At 48.0% G+C, this 14,995-nt stretch carries 11 protein-coding genes and 1 tRNA gene; 4 read left to right on the top strand and 8 right to left on the bottom strand.

The features are described 5' to 3' along the window. Positions 1-73: 73 nt before the first annotated feature. Entirely contained in the window at positions 74-637 is a 564-nt protein-coding gene (locus QT992_RS05930; RefSeq protein WP_333313582.1) for a hypothetical protein, read from the bottom strand. Beyond that, complete coding sequence (locus QT992_RS05925) at positions 634-858, bottom strand: hypothetical protein (protein WP_333313581.1); 225 nt, start codon at positions 856-858, stop codon at positions 634-636. Before QT992_RS05925 ends, QT992_RS05930 begins: the two co-directional genes overlap by 4 nt. A gap of 452 nt (positions 859-1,310) precedes the next feature. Here QT992_RS05925 and QT992_RS05920 point away from each other — a divergent pair, with 452 nt between their 5' ends. After that, positions 1,311-2,678 carry an NAD-dependent succinate-semialdehyde dehydrogenase gene (locus QT992_RS05920; RefSeq protein ID WP_333376714.1) on the top strand — a complete coding sequence of 456 codons (1,368 nt, stop codon included), beginning with the start codon at positions 1,311-1,313 and terminating at the stop codon, positions 2,676-2,678. 148 nt (positions 2,679-2,826) lie between these two features. Beyond that, positions 2,827-4,464 carry an acetolactate synthase large subunit gene (locus QT992_RS05915; RefSeq protein WP_333200086.1) on the top strand — a complete coding sequence of 546 codons (1,638 nt, stop codon included), beginning with the start codon at positions 2,827-2,829 and terminating at the stop codon, positions 4,462-4,464. 164 nt (positions 4,465-4,628) lie between these two features. Here QT992_RS05915 and QT992_RS05910 read toward each other — a convergent pair whose 3' ends face one another. From QT992_RS05910 to murA, 6 genes are all read right to left on the bottom strand, one after another. Further along, positions 4,629-4,814 (bottom strand): hypothetical protein, encoded by a 186-nt coding sequence (locus QT992_RS05910; protein WP_333376713.1) that lies wholly within the window; start codon positions 4,812-4,814, stop codon positions 4,629-4,631. Between the two features lie 95 nt (positions 4,815-4,909). Beyond that, positions 4,910-5,785 carry a DMT family transporter gene (locus QT992_RS05905; protein ID WP_445251088.1) on the bottom strand — a complete coding sequence of 292 codons (876 nt, stop codon included), beginning with the start codon at positions 5,783-5,785 and terminating at the stop codon, positions 4,910-4,912. 53 nt (positions 5,786-5,838) lie between these two features. Further along, complete coding sequence (locus QT992_RS05900) at positions 5,839-6,003, bottom strand: hypothetical protein (protein WP_333313575.1); 165 nt, start codon at positions 6,001-6,003, stop codon at positions 5,839-5,841. Further along, positions 5,977-6,058: transfer RNA gene (locus tag QT992_RS05895), tRNA-Leu, on the bottom strand. Before QT992_RS05895 ends, QT992_RS05900 begins: the two co-directional genes overlap by 27 nt. Beyond that, positions 6,037-6,906 (bottom strand): M48 family metallopeptidase, encoded by an 870-nt coding sequence (locus QT992_RS05890; protein WP_333313573.1) that lies wholly within the window; start codon positions 6,904-6,906, stop codon positions 6,037-6,039. The genes QT992_RS05895 and QT992_RS05890 overlap by 22 nt, the downstream gene beginning before the upstream one ends. A 162-nt stretch (positions 6,907-7,068) precedes the next feature. Further along, positions 7,069-8,487 (bottom strand): UDP-N-acetylglucosamine 1-carboxyvinyltransferase, encoded by a 1,419-nt coding sequence (murA, locus tag QT992_RS05885; RefSeq protein ID WP_333313572.1) that lies wholly within the window; start codon positions 8,485-8,487, stop codon positions 7,069-7,071. A 737-nt stretch (positions 8,488-9,224) separates the two neighbouring features. On the opposite strand from murA, the gene smc reads away from it, so the two are divergent. Together smc and QT992_RS05875 are read left to right on the top strand one after the other, a co-directional pair. After that, entirely contained in the window at positions 9,225-13,229 is a 4,005-nt protein-coding gene (gene smc / locus QT992_RS05880; protein WP_333334927.1) for a chromosome segregation protein SMC, read from the top strand. Positions 13,230-13,847: 618 nt separating this feature from the next. Continuing rightward, a complete protein-coding gene (locus tag QT992_RS05875) occupies positions 13,848-14,876 on the top strand; it encodes a PRC-barrel domain-containing protein (protein ID WP_333313569.1) in 1,029 nt (342 codons plus the stop codon). Positions 14,877-14,995: the final 119 nt, after the last annotated feature.

Here is a 14,995-nt window from a genome sequence, read left to right as displayed (position 1 = left end):
AGCGATCGCTTACATCCGCAAGAGACCCACCTCAATACGGCTCGCTTAAGGAAAGAAAGGGGTACAAATTGATTTAAGGCACGTTACCGCAATGACTCCACTGACAAAACTTGAATGAATTGACAAACCGATTCGCATTCTCCTCGCTAGATTCAGCCCGAAGTATATAAAGTATGTTGACGTTAGCGTACAACCTGAGAACGAACACTCCTTTTGGTGAAGCCTCCCGGAATTCTCGTCCGGGGTACCCGTCCAGCGGCATATTTTGTCCCCGCTCTAATAAATAAGTTTTATTCAATGACTTGAGAATGTTGGATACTTCTCGATCGAAATTATTCTGGGGAATGCCACCGACGCCGTAATCTATATAAGTAACTCGAAAAAGAGAATTGCTATCTTTCCACTCGAATTTGCGCTGTCTGACTCTAGGCTGTCCCGGTGCCGAGTCTTGGGGTGTCCCCGGCATCTCGAATTGAAAATACTCTCCAGGTTTAATTGAAACCCAACTCGACTGAGCTAACAGCTTTGTTTCTAGACTCTGTTCGTTGCTTTGTTCGTTGATGCTGGTGGCCTTGCTGGGTAGCGCTAACCCAAGGGAGGCGACTAAAGCAGCTAGAACTAAAATTCGACTTTTCATATTTCTTCCAAATTTTGCTGTTCTTCCCAAGCAGCAACCTCTCGCTGCCAAGAACCCCGATCTGGAATACGATGGTCGAGGCATTGGTGAGGTGCGGCCCGATTTCTCAAAGATTCTGCCAGTATCTCATAAATTAGCTCAGACCGCTTAGCAAACAATCCCATCCAAGGGTCTGTTGCCACTTTTGCTGCTGGTAGTAGTTTGATGACTTCTGCAATCACGTCTGGTAATGTAAATTGGCGATCAACCGCCCTCCGCCTCCTTCTAAGACAGTAATCGATCGTGTGTCGCCTGCAAAATATTCGATCGCGCTCTTTGCGATCGCTCCCTTATTGTGTAGCCGAACAGAACAATATTTTTGGAGGGCTTGCAGGCTCGATGTGCTTGATGCGTGTCAGGTGAGGCCGATTGCAGCAGCAAGCCCCGATCGCCCTTCTGCCAAGGTTTTTCTTGCCAAACATCAGTTTAAGATGGGAATTTTCTTAAGATTTGCGCTCGATAATCTGCAGTATAATTAAAATCTAGGAATTTAAAAAAAATCGCGGCACTTGCAAATTGACAAGACCTGAAAACGTGGCTGGTAAATCCCATTTTTGTAATACCTTGATACAACTCCCTGCCTAGGCTGAAAACTAGAAGGGAGTTTTGTGTTTTTCACACAGGAGATGAAACAATGGCTATTGCTACTATCAACCCGGCAACGGGAGAAACGCTGAAAACTTTCGAGCCGATCGCGGATGAGGCAATAGAAGCTAAGCTGGAATTAGCACAGCAAGCTTTTAAAAAATACCGCCAACTGCCGTTTGAGCAGAGAGCTCTGTGGATGCAGAAAGCAGCAGACATCTTGGAACGCGATCGCGAAATTTACGCTGAAATGATGACCCTGGAAATGGGTAAAACGCTCAAATCTGCGATCGGCGAAGTCGAAAAATGCGCCTTAGTTTGTCGGTATTACGCCAAAAATGCTGCTCAATTTATGACAGACGTACCGGCAACCACTGACGCTAGCAGCAGCTTTGTCCGCTACCAACCACTAGGGGCTATTTTAGCCGTTATGCCGTGGAATTTCCCATTTTGGCAAGTTTTTCGGTTTGCGGCGCCAGCACTGATGGCGGGCAATGTCGGCTTGCTCAAACACGCTTCCAACGTGCCTCAGTGCGCTTTGAAAATAGAGGAAATTTTCAGGGAAGCTGGCTTTCCCGAAGGAGTTTTTCAAACTTTGTTAGTCGGCGCCGACAAAGTAGCCGATATCGTTGGGGACGATCGCATAAAAGCAGCAACCCTCACCGGTAGCGAACCAGCGGGTGAAAGTTTGGCAGCAAATGCGGGCAAAAACTTGAAAAAAGTTGTACTGGAATTAGGAGGAAGCGACCCATTTATTGTGATGTCCAGCGCCGATTTAGCAGCAGCTTTATCAACTGCTGTGACATCGCGGATGCTGAATAACGGTCAATCTTGCATCGCCGCCAAACGCTTTATTTTAGCAGAAGATATCGCCGACGAATTCATCAAAGGATTTGTCGAAAAAATCGAGCAATTAAAAGTAGGCGATCCGATGTTGCCCGAAACTGATATCGGCCCTTTAGCTACTCCCGCAATCCTCAAAGACTTGGACAATCAAGTGCAAACTTGCATCCAATCGGGAGCAAAACTTCTGACAGGCGGCCGGGCATTGTCAGAGAATGGCGGCAATTTCTACTTGCCAACTATTTTGGCAGATATTCCGCCGAATGCCTCTGCCCGTCAAGAAGAATTTTTCGGGCCCGTAGCTTTAGTATTCCGGGTTGCAGGCATCGATGAGGCGATCGAACTGGCAAACAGCACATCTTTTGGCTTGGGTGCGTCAGCTTGGACTACAGTAAGAGAAGAGAGCGATCGGTTTATTTCCGAACTAGAAGCAGGCGCCGTATTCATCAACGGCTTAGTAAAATCCGACCCCAGATTGCCCTTTGGCGGCATCAAACGCTCCGGTTACGGACGCGAATTGAGCATCCAAGGAATGCACGAATTTGTTAACATAAAAACAGTGTGGGTGAAATAAGCTCCCACTCTATCAACCGATCGCACAAATCTACATAAGTCTGCGTTTATCTGCGTTTACCTGCGGTTAAAAATTCCCATTTAGTATTTTGGCGATCGGTTGAAACAGAAAGACCCAAAACCCCCATTAACCGAGGAGAAAAACGGAAATGAACACAGCTCAACTATTGGTAAAATGTTTAGAAAATGAAGGCGTCGAATACGTCTTCGGACTTCCCGGAGAAGAAAATTTAGAAGTTCTAGAAGCCCTGAGAAACTCTTCAATTAAATTTATTACTACTCGCCACGAACAAGGCGCCGCATTCATGGCAGACGTTTACGGTCGTCTCACAGGCAAAGCCGGCGTTTGCTTGTCCACCTTGGGCCCTGGCGCAACTAACTTAATGACAGGAGTTGCTGACGCCAACTTAGACGGCGCTCCTTTAATAGCAATTACCGGACAAGTCGGCACAGACAGAATGCACATAGAATCGCACCAATATTTAGATTTGGTCGCCATGTTTGCACCAGTTACTAAGTGGAATGCTCAAATTGTTCGCCCCAGCACGACGGCAGAAATTGTCCGCAAAGCATTTAAAGTAGCTCAAAGTGAAAAGCCGGGAGCAGTTCACATTGACTTACCTGAAAACATCGCAGCCATGCCTGCTGAAGGACAGCCGCTCACCAAAGACAACCGCGAAAAAACTTTTGGCGCTTACCAAAGCTTGAATAAAGCCGCTGTGGCAATTTCCAAGGCAAAAAGTCCACTGCTTTTAGTAGGAAACGGCGCGATCCGCGCTAACGCCAGCGATGCTTTGACACAATTTGCTACTCGATTGAATATTCCTGTAGCTAATACTTTCATGGGCAAAGGGGTAATTCCTTACACTCATCCTTTGGCACTGTGGACAACGGGCTTGCAAAAACGTGATTACATTAGCTGTGCTTTTGAAGAAACGGATTTAGTGATTGCTGTTGGCTACGATTTGATTGAATATTCCCCGAAAAAGTGGAATCCAGAAGGAAAAATTCCGATTATTCATATTGGAGCTCTGCCAGCAGAAATTGACAGCAGTTATATTCCTCTTATAGAAGTTGTGGGGGATATTTCTGATTCTCTCAATGAAATTTTGCAGCGTGCCGATCGCATGGAGAAAGTAGACCCTTTTGCTAAGCAATTGCGGGCGGATATTCGGGCTGGGTACGAACAATATGCAGCCGACGACGGTTTCCCGATCAAGCCACAAAAACTCATTTACGATTTGCGGCAAGTCCTGGGCCCGGAAGATATTCTTATATCTGATGTGGGAGCTCACAAAATGTGGATCGCGCGGCACTATCATTGCGATCGTCCGAATACCTGTTTGATTTCCAACGGCTTTGCGGCGATGGGAATTGCGATTCCGGGTGCGGTAGCTGCAAAACTCGTTTATCCCGATCGCAAAGTAATAGCAGCCACCGGCGACGGCGGTTTTATGATGAATTGCCAAGAGTTAGAAACTGCTTTGCGAGTCGGTACTAATTTTGTGACGCTGATATTTAATGATGGCGGTTACGGGTTAATTGAATGGAAGCAGCAAGATTATTTTGGTCATTCCGATTTCGTCAAATTTGGGAATCCCGACTTTGTGAAATTTGCGGAAAGTATGGGTTTAAAAGGCTATCGAGTAGAATCTGCAACGGATTTCATTCCGATTCTGAAAGAAGCCCTTGCTCAAGATGTCCCTTGTGTGATTGACTGTCCGGTAGACTATCGGGAAAATGCGCGTTTCAGTCAATTATCTGGGGATATGAGTTGCAATTTGTAAGAGTAGCTAGAGCCCCGGCTTCTTTAAGAAGTCGGGGCTCTAATAATGGACATTGTTCGAGATAGAGTTTTGTAGCTTGTTTAAGATTGGCGATCGCTTATTCTATGGTTTCGCCTTGGTCAACTGTGGGGACTTCTGGACATTCGGCAATGTACTTCTGCCAATTATTTTACCCAAGTATGAGAAGCATAAATCACTTCCTCTTCCTTCTGGTGAGCGTTTGCAATTTGCTTCTCAATCTCTCCGTAGAGTGTTGTTTCCACTTGTCGGAGTTGTGATATCAAATCCGGTAGCATCGGAATTAATATTACCCACTGCTTTCGAGACGACGCCGTGCCTATTAGTGTCAACAGTTAACACTCAACCATTCAGTTTTTAGACCCGCCCGTCAACAGTCAACAGTCAACAATCATTCCGGTGGCACCGGAATTGATATCAAATCTAATCACTTCAAACCCAATAATAAGGCGATTCCGCCGATCGCACCAACTACCCCCAAAACAGCCCGAATGCTCACTTTTTCGCCCGCCAGCACCGCTAAAGGCAGTATAAACAGGGGACTGGTAGAACTGAGTGCTTGAGCGATTGCTGCAGGTGCATATTTCAGCGAAATCTGTTGCAAAAAAATTCCCAGATAGGTTCCTAAAAAAGCTGCTAGAATAATTGCACCTAATAGTTTTGGCGCTTTTAATTGTTTGAAACTATCAAGTTTTTTTGGGTTCAAAAAGCATAGCATGACTGCCATGCCGCCGCTCAAACGCAAGGCGGCTGTCCACAGGGGATCAATATCTATTTGAGTGAAGGCGGCGCGGGATAAAATTGCTCCAGCGGCGTGGCTTGTTTGTCCTAGTAAACTAATACCTAATCCCTGCCAAAGATGTTTTGATGATAAGGTTGTTTCGGCTGTTCGTTCGGCAATTACCCACGCTACGCCGCAGATTGTTAAAAGAATGCCAGTACAAGCAATGGCCGATAACTTTTCTTGCAAAAATATTAAGCCCAATAAAGCTGTTAAAGGGGGAGATAGGGTTTCTAAAAGCAGCGTTCGCCTCGCGCCTAAATATTTTAATACGATAAAGAAAGCGGTGTCTCCGATGCCAATTCCTAGGCCGCCGCTGATGAGCAGCATTGCTAAAATATTAGGGTTGATTGCGGGTAAGGGTTTGCCTAAAATTAGTACAGTGGCAAGGAGCATGAAAAGGGCGATCGCACCTTTGAGCAAGTTTAGCACGACTGCGGGGATTTGCTGTCCCACTCGCTGCCAGATTGTGGAAGATAGAGCCCAGACAAATGCAGCCCCTAAAGCGGCGATTTCACCCATAAAATCTCTTGACTGTTGACGGTTAACGGTTGACTGTTGACTGTTGTCATTAGTTACCAATTCGCAATTCCCGATGCCCGATGCCCGATGCCCGATGCCCGATGCCCGATGCCCGATGCCCGATTCCCAATATAAATTAGGGTTCCAGACTTATCATCTGGAACCCTAGATTTATTAAGCTTTTCTAGCAGTGGGCGGGGAGAGAATCGAACTCTCATACCTTTCGGTGTCAGATTTTGAGTCTGATGCGTCTACCAATTTCGCCACCCGCCCTTTTGGGTTTCACCATCATAACACACCGATCGATTTCTTGCAAGCAAAGATTCATAATCTTTTGAACTTGCCCAGCGATCGATCTCTCTGGCGCGCAATACTGGTACAGGATGGGACAACTGAGCCGTCTGAGCTTGTTTGAGCATATCTCCGAGTTGAGTGGTGCTGAGGTCGTCGTAGGCCCGCGCCTGCGCCAAAAACGCATCTACATTCAGTTTCGGAGCTAAAGTCGGCGAACCTCCGGCCAGTTTCATCAGCACCGATGCTACCACTCTTGGGTCTTGGGTGGCGAGCAAGGCGGCGCGATCGCACGTAAATTCCGCACACCGCAACCATTCCAACATTTGCGCCTGCAAACCCTGCGCCAGCACGGTTCCCACAGGCGAAATTTGGCCGGCGGCCAACACAATTAAATTAGCCAGAGTCAGGTAAACTCCGTGCTCGCACTTCAAATGCCCCAACTCGTGAGCAATTACTGCCTTAACTTCCTCATCTGTGAGCAAATCAATCAGAGAAGTGTGCATCACCACAAAAGGCTGTTTTCCCCGCATCGCAAAGGTGTAAGCATTTGGCATCGGATGCTGGCGGACATAAAGCTGCGGCACTTCCAAATCCAGAGTTTTGCAGGCATCCAACAGCAATTGATGCAGGTGGGGCAATTGATTTTCGCCGACTTGGACGCTGGAAGCCAGATTTTCCAGCATAAAAAACTGTTCGCCAAGTTGTCCCAGCAACTGCCGCACGATCAAATCCAGACCGGGCAGTTGTTTGAGAGTGCTGGTGGCTTCCAAGTCTAGCGGGTGGCGAAACTGGTCTGCTTTTAAACCGATGAGCGGTATGTTCGACATTTTAATCCTGAGTCATTAGTCATTGGTCATTAGTCATTGGTCATTGGAAAGTGGGAATTGGCAATTGGGAAGCGGGAATGGAAAAAGGTTGAATTATTTTTCTTTCTTCCTTTTTCCTTCTTCCTAATGACTAATGACTGCTGACTAATGACTAATGACTAATTAACAGTTTAAACCCGATCGCACGGGATTGACAGGAGCCTCAGCAGTCGCCGGGTCTGTACCCTCTTTGACCCGTCGCAACTTAGCTCCCAATTTTTGCAGTTTCACCTCTAACTGCTCGTAGCCGCGGTCTAAGTGCTGCAAGCTGCTGATGGTGGTGACACCATCGGCTGCAAGTCCCGCTAACACTAACGCCGCCGAAGCCCGCAAATCTGTTGCGACTACCGGCGCACCCGACAGCCGCGACACTCCGCGCACAATCGCTACATTGCCTTTAAGGCGAATGTCGGCGCCCATGCGGTTGAGCTCTGCTACGTGGCGCAAGCGATTCTCAAACACGGTTTCTTTGATCAAGCTGTCGCCTTCGCTCAGCGTCAGCAAAGCCATAAACTGAGCTTGCATATCTGTGGGGAAACCGGGATAAGGCAGAGTTTCGATGTCTGTGGCGGAGTGAGTTTGGCCGGGAACTATCCGCAAAATGTCGGGGGATTCTGCAATAATTTTCGCCCCCATTGTCTGCAATTTGGCAATGACTGCGGTCAGGTGGTCGGGAATTACCGGCGACAAACTGATTTCCGAGTGAGTGATGGCTCCGGCTACTAAAAATGTTCCGGCTTCAATGCGATCGGGAATAATTGAATAGTCTACCGCGTGCAGCTTGGGAACTCCCGAAATGACGATCGTATTCGTGCCAGCGCCTTGAATTTTTGCTCCCATTGCGCGGCAGAAATTCGCCAAATCTGCGACTTCCGGCTCTTGAGCCGCATTTTCAATCACGGTTTCTCCTTCAGCCAGAGTCGCCGCCATCATCAAAGTTTCAGTTGCGCCGACGCTGGGGTAGTCCAAATAAATTTTGGCTCCTTTCAGGCGGCGGTTCGGCCCTTTGACGTAAGCGTGAACCGTGCCGTGGTCGATGTGGACTTCGGCACCGAGGGCTTGCAGACCGCGAACGTGGAGTTCCACGGGTCGCGCACCGATGGCGCACCCACCGGGCAAGGGCACTTTTGCAAATCCCAAACGTGCTAGCAGTGGGCCGATGATGAAGAAGCTCGCCCGCAGTTGGCTGACTAATTCGTAGGGGGCTTGAGCGTCTATGAGGCTGCTGGCGTTGATGTCTAAAACGTCCCCGTGCTGCTGTAATTTGACTCCTACAGCCGAGAGAATTTGCCCCATGCGGGCGACATCGACTAGACCGGGAACGTTGCGGAGACGGCAATCCTCTGGGCATAGCAGGGCTCCTGCCATGACGACTAAGGCCGAGTTTTTGGCGCCGCTGATTTTGATATGTCCTTTAAGGGGCTGGCGACCCCAAATTTGCAATACTTGTTGGTCGCTTTCAGGTGAAGCTGACAGGTTAGATGAGTTCTGAGCTGGTGTAATGGGTTTGCCCTCCATAATTCGCTTCGTTACTTTATACATTATTAATTTTGGTTCGATTTTACCGGAAAGTTTTTATATGTCTAGGGGTAACATGAGGAATTCCCACAATTATATTTGCTGGAATTCACTAGGGACAAGGCTTTCAGGTTTAATAGCACAAATAATGCCGATCGAGTCTCCTGAAGTTATCTGTATCAAAATTTACGTTTATTTGTAGCGGTCGCTTTGATCACAAATCTTGTACGTTTGTCAACGAACTTTTTAAGTAAAAGCCGGCTGGGTTGTTGAAAAAGGTGTAAGATATCGGTTCGATCGACAATGCCAGAAAGTTAACACATTGTCGATCGCCCCATTGCCTGTGCTACCCTGTCAGTAACTCAGGGCTAAAGCCACTGAGCTTGTAAGAGAAATCAAACAAGCTGTACTGACCAGCCTAAGCCTTAACAGGCTACGTTATTTAGGTCATGACACCCTGGGATGCGAAGCTAGTCCCCTGCCCTGTCGCTAGTAGTTAAACAGTCTTAAAGTCACTGAGACAGTGCTGCCAGCCTAACAAGCCTCCATAACATTGGCGAAGCTAACTTTACCCCAGAAATGGGAGATTGAGGACAACCATATCCTCACGGGAGGGGCAACCATACCCCTCTGCCCCGCGAGGGGATTCAAGGCGATTGAAATCGCCTGGTCGTTTTCCTCTCAGGACTAAAGTCTCGGAGTTTCCCACTTACCGAGTATTTTTTGTGACAACAACCTAGAGCCAAAGCTACTCCTAGCATATGGTTCACATTAAACGGATCGAACTGACTAACTTTAAATCTTTTGGCGGCACGACGGCCATTCCCGTGCTGCCCGGTTTTACTGTGGTTTCCGGGCCCAACGGTTCTGGGAAGTCCAACATCCTCGACGCTTTGCTGTTTTGTCTCGGACTTTCGAGTTCTAAGGGAATGCGGGCTGAACGTTTGCCGGATTTGGTGAACAGCGCCCAAAACAAACGCGGTACGATCGAAGCTAGCGTGACTGCGACTTTTGCCCTGGAAGATGTGGGAGAGGAATGGTTCGCGCGGGATGAAGATGAGGATGAAAATGCAGCCGATGAGTTATCTGTTGAAGCAGAGGAAGTCGAAGGGATAGAAACTGCCGAAACTCAAGACAACAACGGACAATCATCTGCCAATCGAAAATCCAAAATCGAAAATCGAAAATCGGAAGAGTTATCTGTTGAAGCAGAGGAAGTCGAAAGCATAGAAATTGCCGAAACTCAAGACAACAACGGCCAATCATCTTCTGTCAATCAAGAATCGCCTCTATCTGTTGCAGAAGCCGAAGGGATAGAAACTGCCGAAACTCAAGACAACAACGGCCAATCATCTCCTGTCAATCGAAAATCGAAAATCGAAAATCGAAAATCGGATGAGTTATCTGTTGAAGATGTAGAAGAGATTGAAATCGCAGCAACTCAAGACAACAACGGACAACTACTCGCTACTAATAAAAAATCCAAAATCCAAAATCCAAAATCGGATGAGTGGAGTGTAACGCGCAAACTTCGGGTAACTCGCCAAGGTACTTACACTTCAACTTATTACATTAACGGCCAACCTTGCACGCTGACTCAACTTCACGAACAACTCAACCGCTTGCGAATTTATCCCGAAGGCTATAACGTCGTCCTGCAAGGAGACGTTACCAGCATTATTTCGATGAATTCTAAGGAACGCAGAGAAATCATTGATGAATTGGCTGGGGTGGCTCAGTTCGATCGCAAAATCTCTTTAGCAAGGCAGAAGTTGGATGAAGTTAAGGAGGTGGAAGAACGCAGCAGCATTGTAGAAAAAGAGCTGATGTCTCAGCGCGATAGACTTGCTTCCGATCGCACAAAAGCGGAAAAATATCAAAAATTGCGGGCGGAATTTCAAGAAAAGTCGCAATGGGAAATTGTGCTGAAATTCCGGCAATTGCAGCAGCAAGAATGGAAGCTGCGAGAACAAATCGAAGCGGGTGATCGCACTTCTGCATCTCTCACGGAACAACTGCAAGCAATTAGCACCCAAATTCAAGAAGCAACCGCCGAACTTGACGCGCTGAATGCCCGCGTTAAAGCTTTGGGAGAGTCGGAATTGTTGGCTTTGCAAGCGACGATTGCGACTCAGGAAGCGGAACGGCGGCAACTGCAAAACCGCAAACAGGATTTGGAAACAACTGCTGGGCAAATGGCGGCTAACATAGCACAAACCGAGGAAGAAGTTCGCCAATTCCGGCAAAGTTTGGAGCAAATTGAGATTGAAATATCTTATGTTAAGTCTCAGCAGGGGAGTTTGCAGGAACAGCGGGATGCAGCCCAGCAAAGTTTAGATGAAAGTCGGGAAGTTGCCAATGCGATCGCCTCGACGGCGGAAGTTTGGGTACAGCAGCAAACGGAACTGCACCGCCAAATCGAGACAATTCAACAAACTTTGGAACCGCAGCGTACAGAACAAGCTACCATTGGCGAAAGAGCCGATCGCCTGCAAAGTCAAATTCAAGAACAAAACCAATCGCTGCAAGTATTGGAACAGGAAATTGCAGCGAAAAAAGAGCAGCAATCTCGCCTTGTGGAAACCAAAGGCGTGGCATCTTTGCAAGTAGAATCGCTGAATCAGATTTTAGTCGAAGCCGAACAAGAATTGCAACTGCAACAGGAAACTCAAACTCGTTTGTTGGAAGAACAGCGGGAAAGACAGCGCAAATTAGACAAACTAGAAGTGCAGTTTCAAGCACTGCAAGAAGCGACGGGAACGTTTACTGCAAAAATTGTCGCGCAAAGCGGAATTGGCGGAGTTTGCGGCTTGGTGGCTCAACTCGGCAGGGTAGAACCGCGCTATCAGTTGGCGCTGGAAATTGCGGCGGGCGGGCGCATGGGAAATATGGTGGTGGAAGATGACAGCGTGGCTGCTGCTGCGATCGAATTGTTGAAACAAAAACGGGCGGGAAGGATGACGTTTTTGCCTTTGAATAAGATTAGAGGCGGCAGGTATTCGGTGAATGAAAATTTGCGGCGCGCGGCTGGGTTTGTGGATGCGGCTGTTAATTTGATTGATTGCGATTCGCGGTATCAGGAAATTTTTGCTTACGTTTTTGGCAGTACGGTTGTGTTTAGCAACCTCAGCGACGCGCGCCGCTATTTGGGACAGTACCGGATTGTCACTTTGGACGGGGAAATTTTGGAAACTAGCGGGGCAATGACTGGGGGAAGTTCTACTAATAGATCTACCTTGCATTTTGGCACGGTTGAGGCGAGTGAGGCTGCTAGTGAAGCGCGGACGATCGCCTCTTTGCAAGAAAGGTTGGAGGAAATTGAGCGGATTTTGGAACGGTGCAAAATTGCGATCGATCGCGCTTCTGTTGCAGTCAAAACTCGCAGCCAAGAATTGATGGAAGCGAAACAAAATTTGCGCGAAAATCAGTTGCGCTTGGAACAGTTGGATTCAGAAATTAAGAATTTGCAAGCGCAACAGGAACAAGTGCGATCGCAAATTGCCAAAAATACACAGGAATTAACTAATTCGCGATCGAGATTGCAGTTGCTGGAACGAGAATTGCCCGCACAAGAAACTCAATTGCAGCAGTACCGGCAAACTTTGGCGCAGTTGGAAGAGTCGAACAGTCACAGCGAATGGCAGCAAATGCAATCGAGTTTGCGCGCTCTAGAAGCGCAGCTCCAAGAGCGAGAATTGGCTCTGAGAAACGTCCAGCAACGCCTTGTAGACTTGGAAAATCAATTCGGGCGTTTGGAAGACAAAATTAAGGAAGGCAGCGAGAAGTTGCAGGAATGGCAAGTGCAGCAAAACGCGGGGGCGGATGTACTCGATCGCATTGTTTCGCAGCAGTTAGAACTCGATCGGCAAATTGCAGAAGCTAAGGCGGCTTTGGGGGAAATTGAGGAAAAATTGGGCGTGCAGAAGGGAGATCGCGATCGGGCGGAATCTCAATTGCGAGAACAGCATTTAGCCAAACAGCAGTTACAATGGCAGTTGCAAAAACTCCACGAAACCCAGCAAGAACGCCGGGAACAATTGGCCGCCATCCGCACTCTATTGGAAACGCAGCGGGCGGAAATGCCCGACCCCGTGCCGTCGATTCCGGAAAATGTCGAGAAAGCCAATTTGACGGAATTGCAGCAAGAAGTAAAGGCGATCGCCAAACGCATTCAAGCTTTAGAACCAGTCAATATGCTAGCCTTGGAAGAGTACAACCGCACTCAAGAACGCCTTCAAGAATTGAGTCAAAAATTGACGACATTGGAAGGAGAACGCACTGAACTGCTGTTGAGAATCGAAAATTTTACCACACTCAGGCGGCGCGCTTTTAAAGAAGCTTTCGACGCGGTTAACGAGAACTTCCAGACTATCTTTGCGGAACTTTCCGAAGGCGATGGCTATCTCCAGCTAGATGACCAGGAAGACCCCTTCAGCAGTGGCTTGAATTTGGTGGCTCACCCGAAGGGCAAACCCGTACAGCGGCTGGCTTCCATGTCTGGAGGCGAAAAGTCGCTGACGGCGCTGAGTTTTATTTTTGCGCTGCAACGCTACCGCCCGTCTACGTTTTACGCTTTTGATGAAGTGGATATGTTTCTGGATGGGGCAAATGTGGAGCGATTAGCTAGAATGATAAAACGACAGTCTGAACAAGCCCAGTTTATTGTTGTGAGTTTGCGGCGACCTATGATTCAATCGGCTGAGCGTACAATTGGTGTTACTCAAGCACGGGGAGCTTATACTCAAGTCATAGGACTGAAGTTGTAGTCCCGGAGTGTCTGTTGATGACCCTACCCAAAAACGGGTACAAGCCGCCGACAACAGTCGTGGATAGATCAAAATTTTAGACCCTAGTTCCAGCTCCCACATTCCTCTGTGGAGTAAATCTAAAATCTAAAATCTAAAATCTAAAATCGACTGACTGAAGTTGTAGTCCCGGAGTTTCTGTTAACGCTAGTGTTGAGTGATATATGTACTTATTGACACTCCTCGACCTGAAGGTACGAGGATTCTTGGCTCACCGAGACCACTTAAACTAGATTCCTTGAAGTCTCTAGCCCAGAGGTGGGACTCTCCCCAAGAGTTAATTCGGGTATGCCCTACCCTATTTGCTTTTAGGCAAGTCCTGTTTCAGTTTGAAGCAAATTCGCTTCAAATGCTGTTTGTCTAGCTCCTCTGAATCTTTTACCTACTGCGAGGTGGAGTCTAGAAAAATGCAGTAGAACCGCTTAGATTCAATTTTCAAGGTTCAGCGCTTTGTCTTTTGACAGCTAGGTTTTTAGAGTGGTTGATTACCTTTCCACTACTACAAGCATACAGCAAAGCCGTGCTAGAAGCACGGGGGTTTTAGGCCCATTTTTATGATAAATCAGGACTAAACTTAGAATGACATCAGAACAAATTTGCCAACGCTCAGATATTCTCGGCACTCAAGTCATCACCCGCGACAGAGGTAAACGCTTGGGGGTGGTTAGTCAATTGTGGGTGGACATCGATCGGCGGGAAGTTGTGGCGATCGGGCTGCGTGATAATATATTCGCGGTCGCTGGAATGCCGAGGTTTATGTTCCTCAACAATGTCAGCGAAATCGGCGACGTGCTGTTGGTGGAAGATGAGAGCGCGATCGAAGATGATGTTGATGTTGAAGTCTACAGCATTCTGATTAACAGCGAAGTTATTACCGAAACCGGCGAACTTTTAGGTAGGGTGCGGGGCTTTAGGTTCGATCCCGAAGACGGTAAGTTAGTTTCTATAATTATCGCTTCCCTGGGAATCCCCCAAATCCCCGACCAAGTTCTCAGCACTTACGAGTTGGGGATTGAAGAAATTGTCAGCAGCGGCCCGAATCGCTTGATTGTGTTTGAAGGTTCCGAGGAAAGGCTCAGGCAGCTTAGTGTGGGTTTGCTGGAGCGCGTCGGTTTGGGCCAAGCACCTTGGGAACGAGAAGAGGACGAGGCAGGTTATTATCCGAAACCCGTGGCTACGGGAAATCAATTGGGCCCGGGGGTGCGGATACCTGCACCGGAAATGCGGAGCCGGGTAGCTGCGCCTGCGGTTGAGGAAGTTCCTTGGGACGAGGATTTAGAGTGGAATCGGCCTGCGGTTCGCCAGCCGCCGATGCGCGCGGTGCAGGCACAGCAGCCTGAGCCAATAAGCGACGATTACGACGATTACGAAGAGGATAATTGGGGCGGTGAGGAGGACGATTACGAGGAGGAGTACGAGGCGAAGCCGCAATACACTCGCCCTGAGATTTCTCGCCCGAAGCAGCCGGTGGTGCAGTACGAGTACGAGGATGATGTGGAGGCGGATGCTTGGGCTGACGATGAGGCACCGAAGCCTTACCAGGCTCCTCGGGTGAATATTCCTGAGAAGACTAAGACTCCTGAGTACGAGGAGGAGCCTGGTTATTAGGAATTAATCAATTAGCTGAAACCAATATTTTGCACTCTTCTTAAGAACGGGCAAGATGCCCGTTCCACAAAAAGTAGATTTTCTTGTGGAACGGGCTTCTAGCCCGTTGCTGATATTGG

The organism is Microcoleus sp. T3_D1 (assembly GCF_036700405.1).
Taxonomy (GTDB): Bacteria; Cyanobacteriota; Cyanobacteriia; order Cyanobacteriales; family Microcoleaceae; genus Microcoleus.
The sequence above is the reverse complement of the archived record's forward strand: the minus strand, read 5'-3'. Positions and strand labels throughout refer to the sequence as shown.

Excerpts from the sequence above, each read along its gene's own strand:
- QT992_RS05930 (WP_333313582.1), bottom strand. The coding sequence starts at position 637 with ATGAAAAGTCGAATTTTAGTTCTAGCTGCTTTAGTCGCCTCCCTTGGG.
- QT992_RS05920 (WP_333376714.1), top strand. The coding sequence starts at position 1,311 with ATGGCTATTGCTACTATCAACCCGGCAACGGGAGAAACGCTGAAAACT.
- QT992_RS05915 (WP_333200086.1), top strand. The coding sequence starts at position 2,827 with ATGAACACAGCTCAACTATTGGTAAAATGTTTAGAAAATGAAGGCGTC.
- QT992_RS05905 (WP_445251088.1), bottom strand. The coding sequence starts at position 5,785 with ATGGGTGAAATCGCCGCTTTAGGGGCTGCATTTGTCTGGGCTCTATCT.
- QT992_RS05900 (WP_333313575.1), bottom strand. The coding sequence starts at position 6,003 with ATGAGAGTTCGATTCTCTCCCCGCCCACTGCTAGAAAAGCTTAATAAA.
- QT992_RS05890 (WP_333313573.1), bottom strand. The coding sequence starts at position 6,906 with ATGTCGAACATACCGCTCATCGGTTTAAAAGCAGACCAGTTTCGCCAC.
- murA (WP_333313572.1), bottom strand. The coding sequence starts at position 8,487 with ATGTATAAAGTAACGAAGCGAATTATGGAGGGCAAACCCATTACACCA.
- smc (WP_333334927.1), top strand. The coding sequence starts at position 9,225 with ATGGTTCACATTAAACGGATCGAACTGACTAACTTTAAATCTTTTGGC.
- QT992_RS05875 (WP_333313569.1), top strand. The coding sequence starts at position 13,848 with ATGACATCAGAACAAATTTGCCAACGCTCAGATATTCTCGGCACTCAA.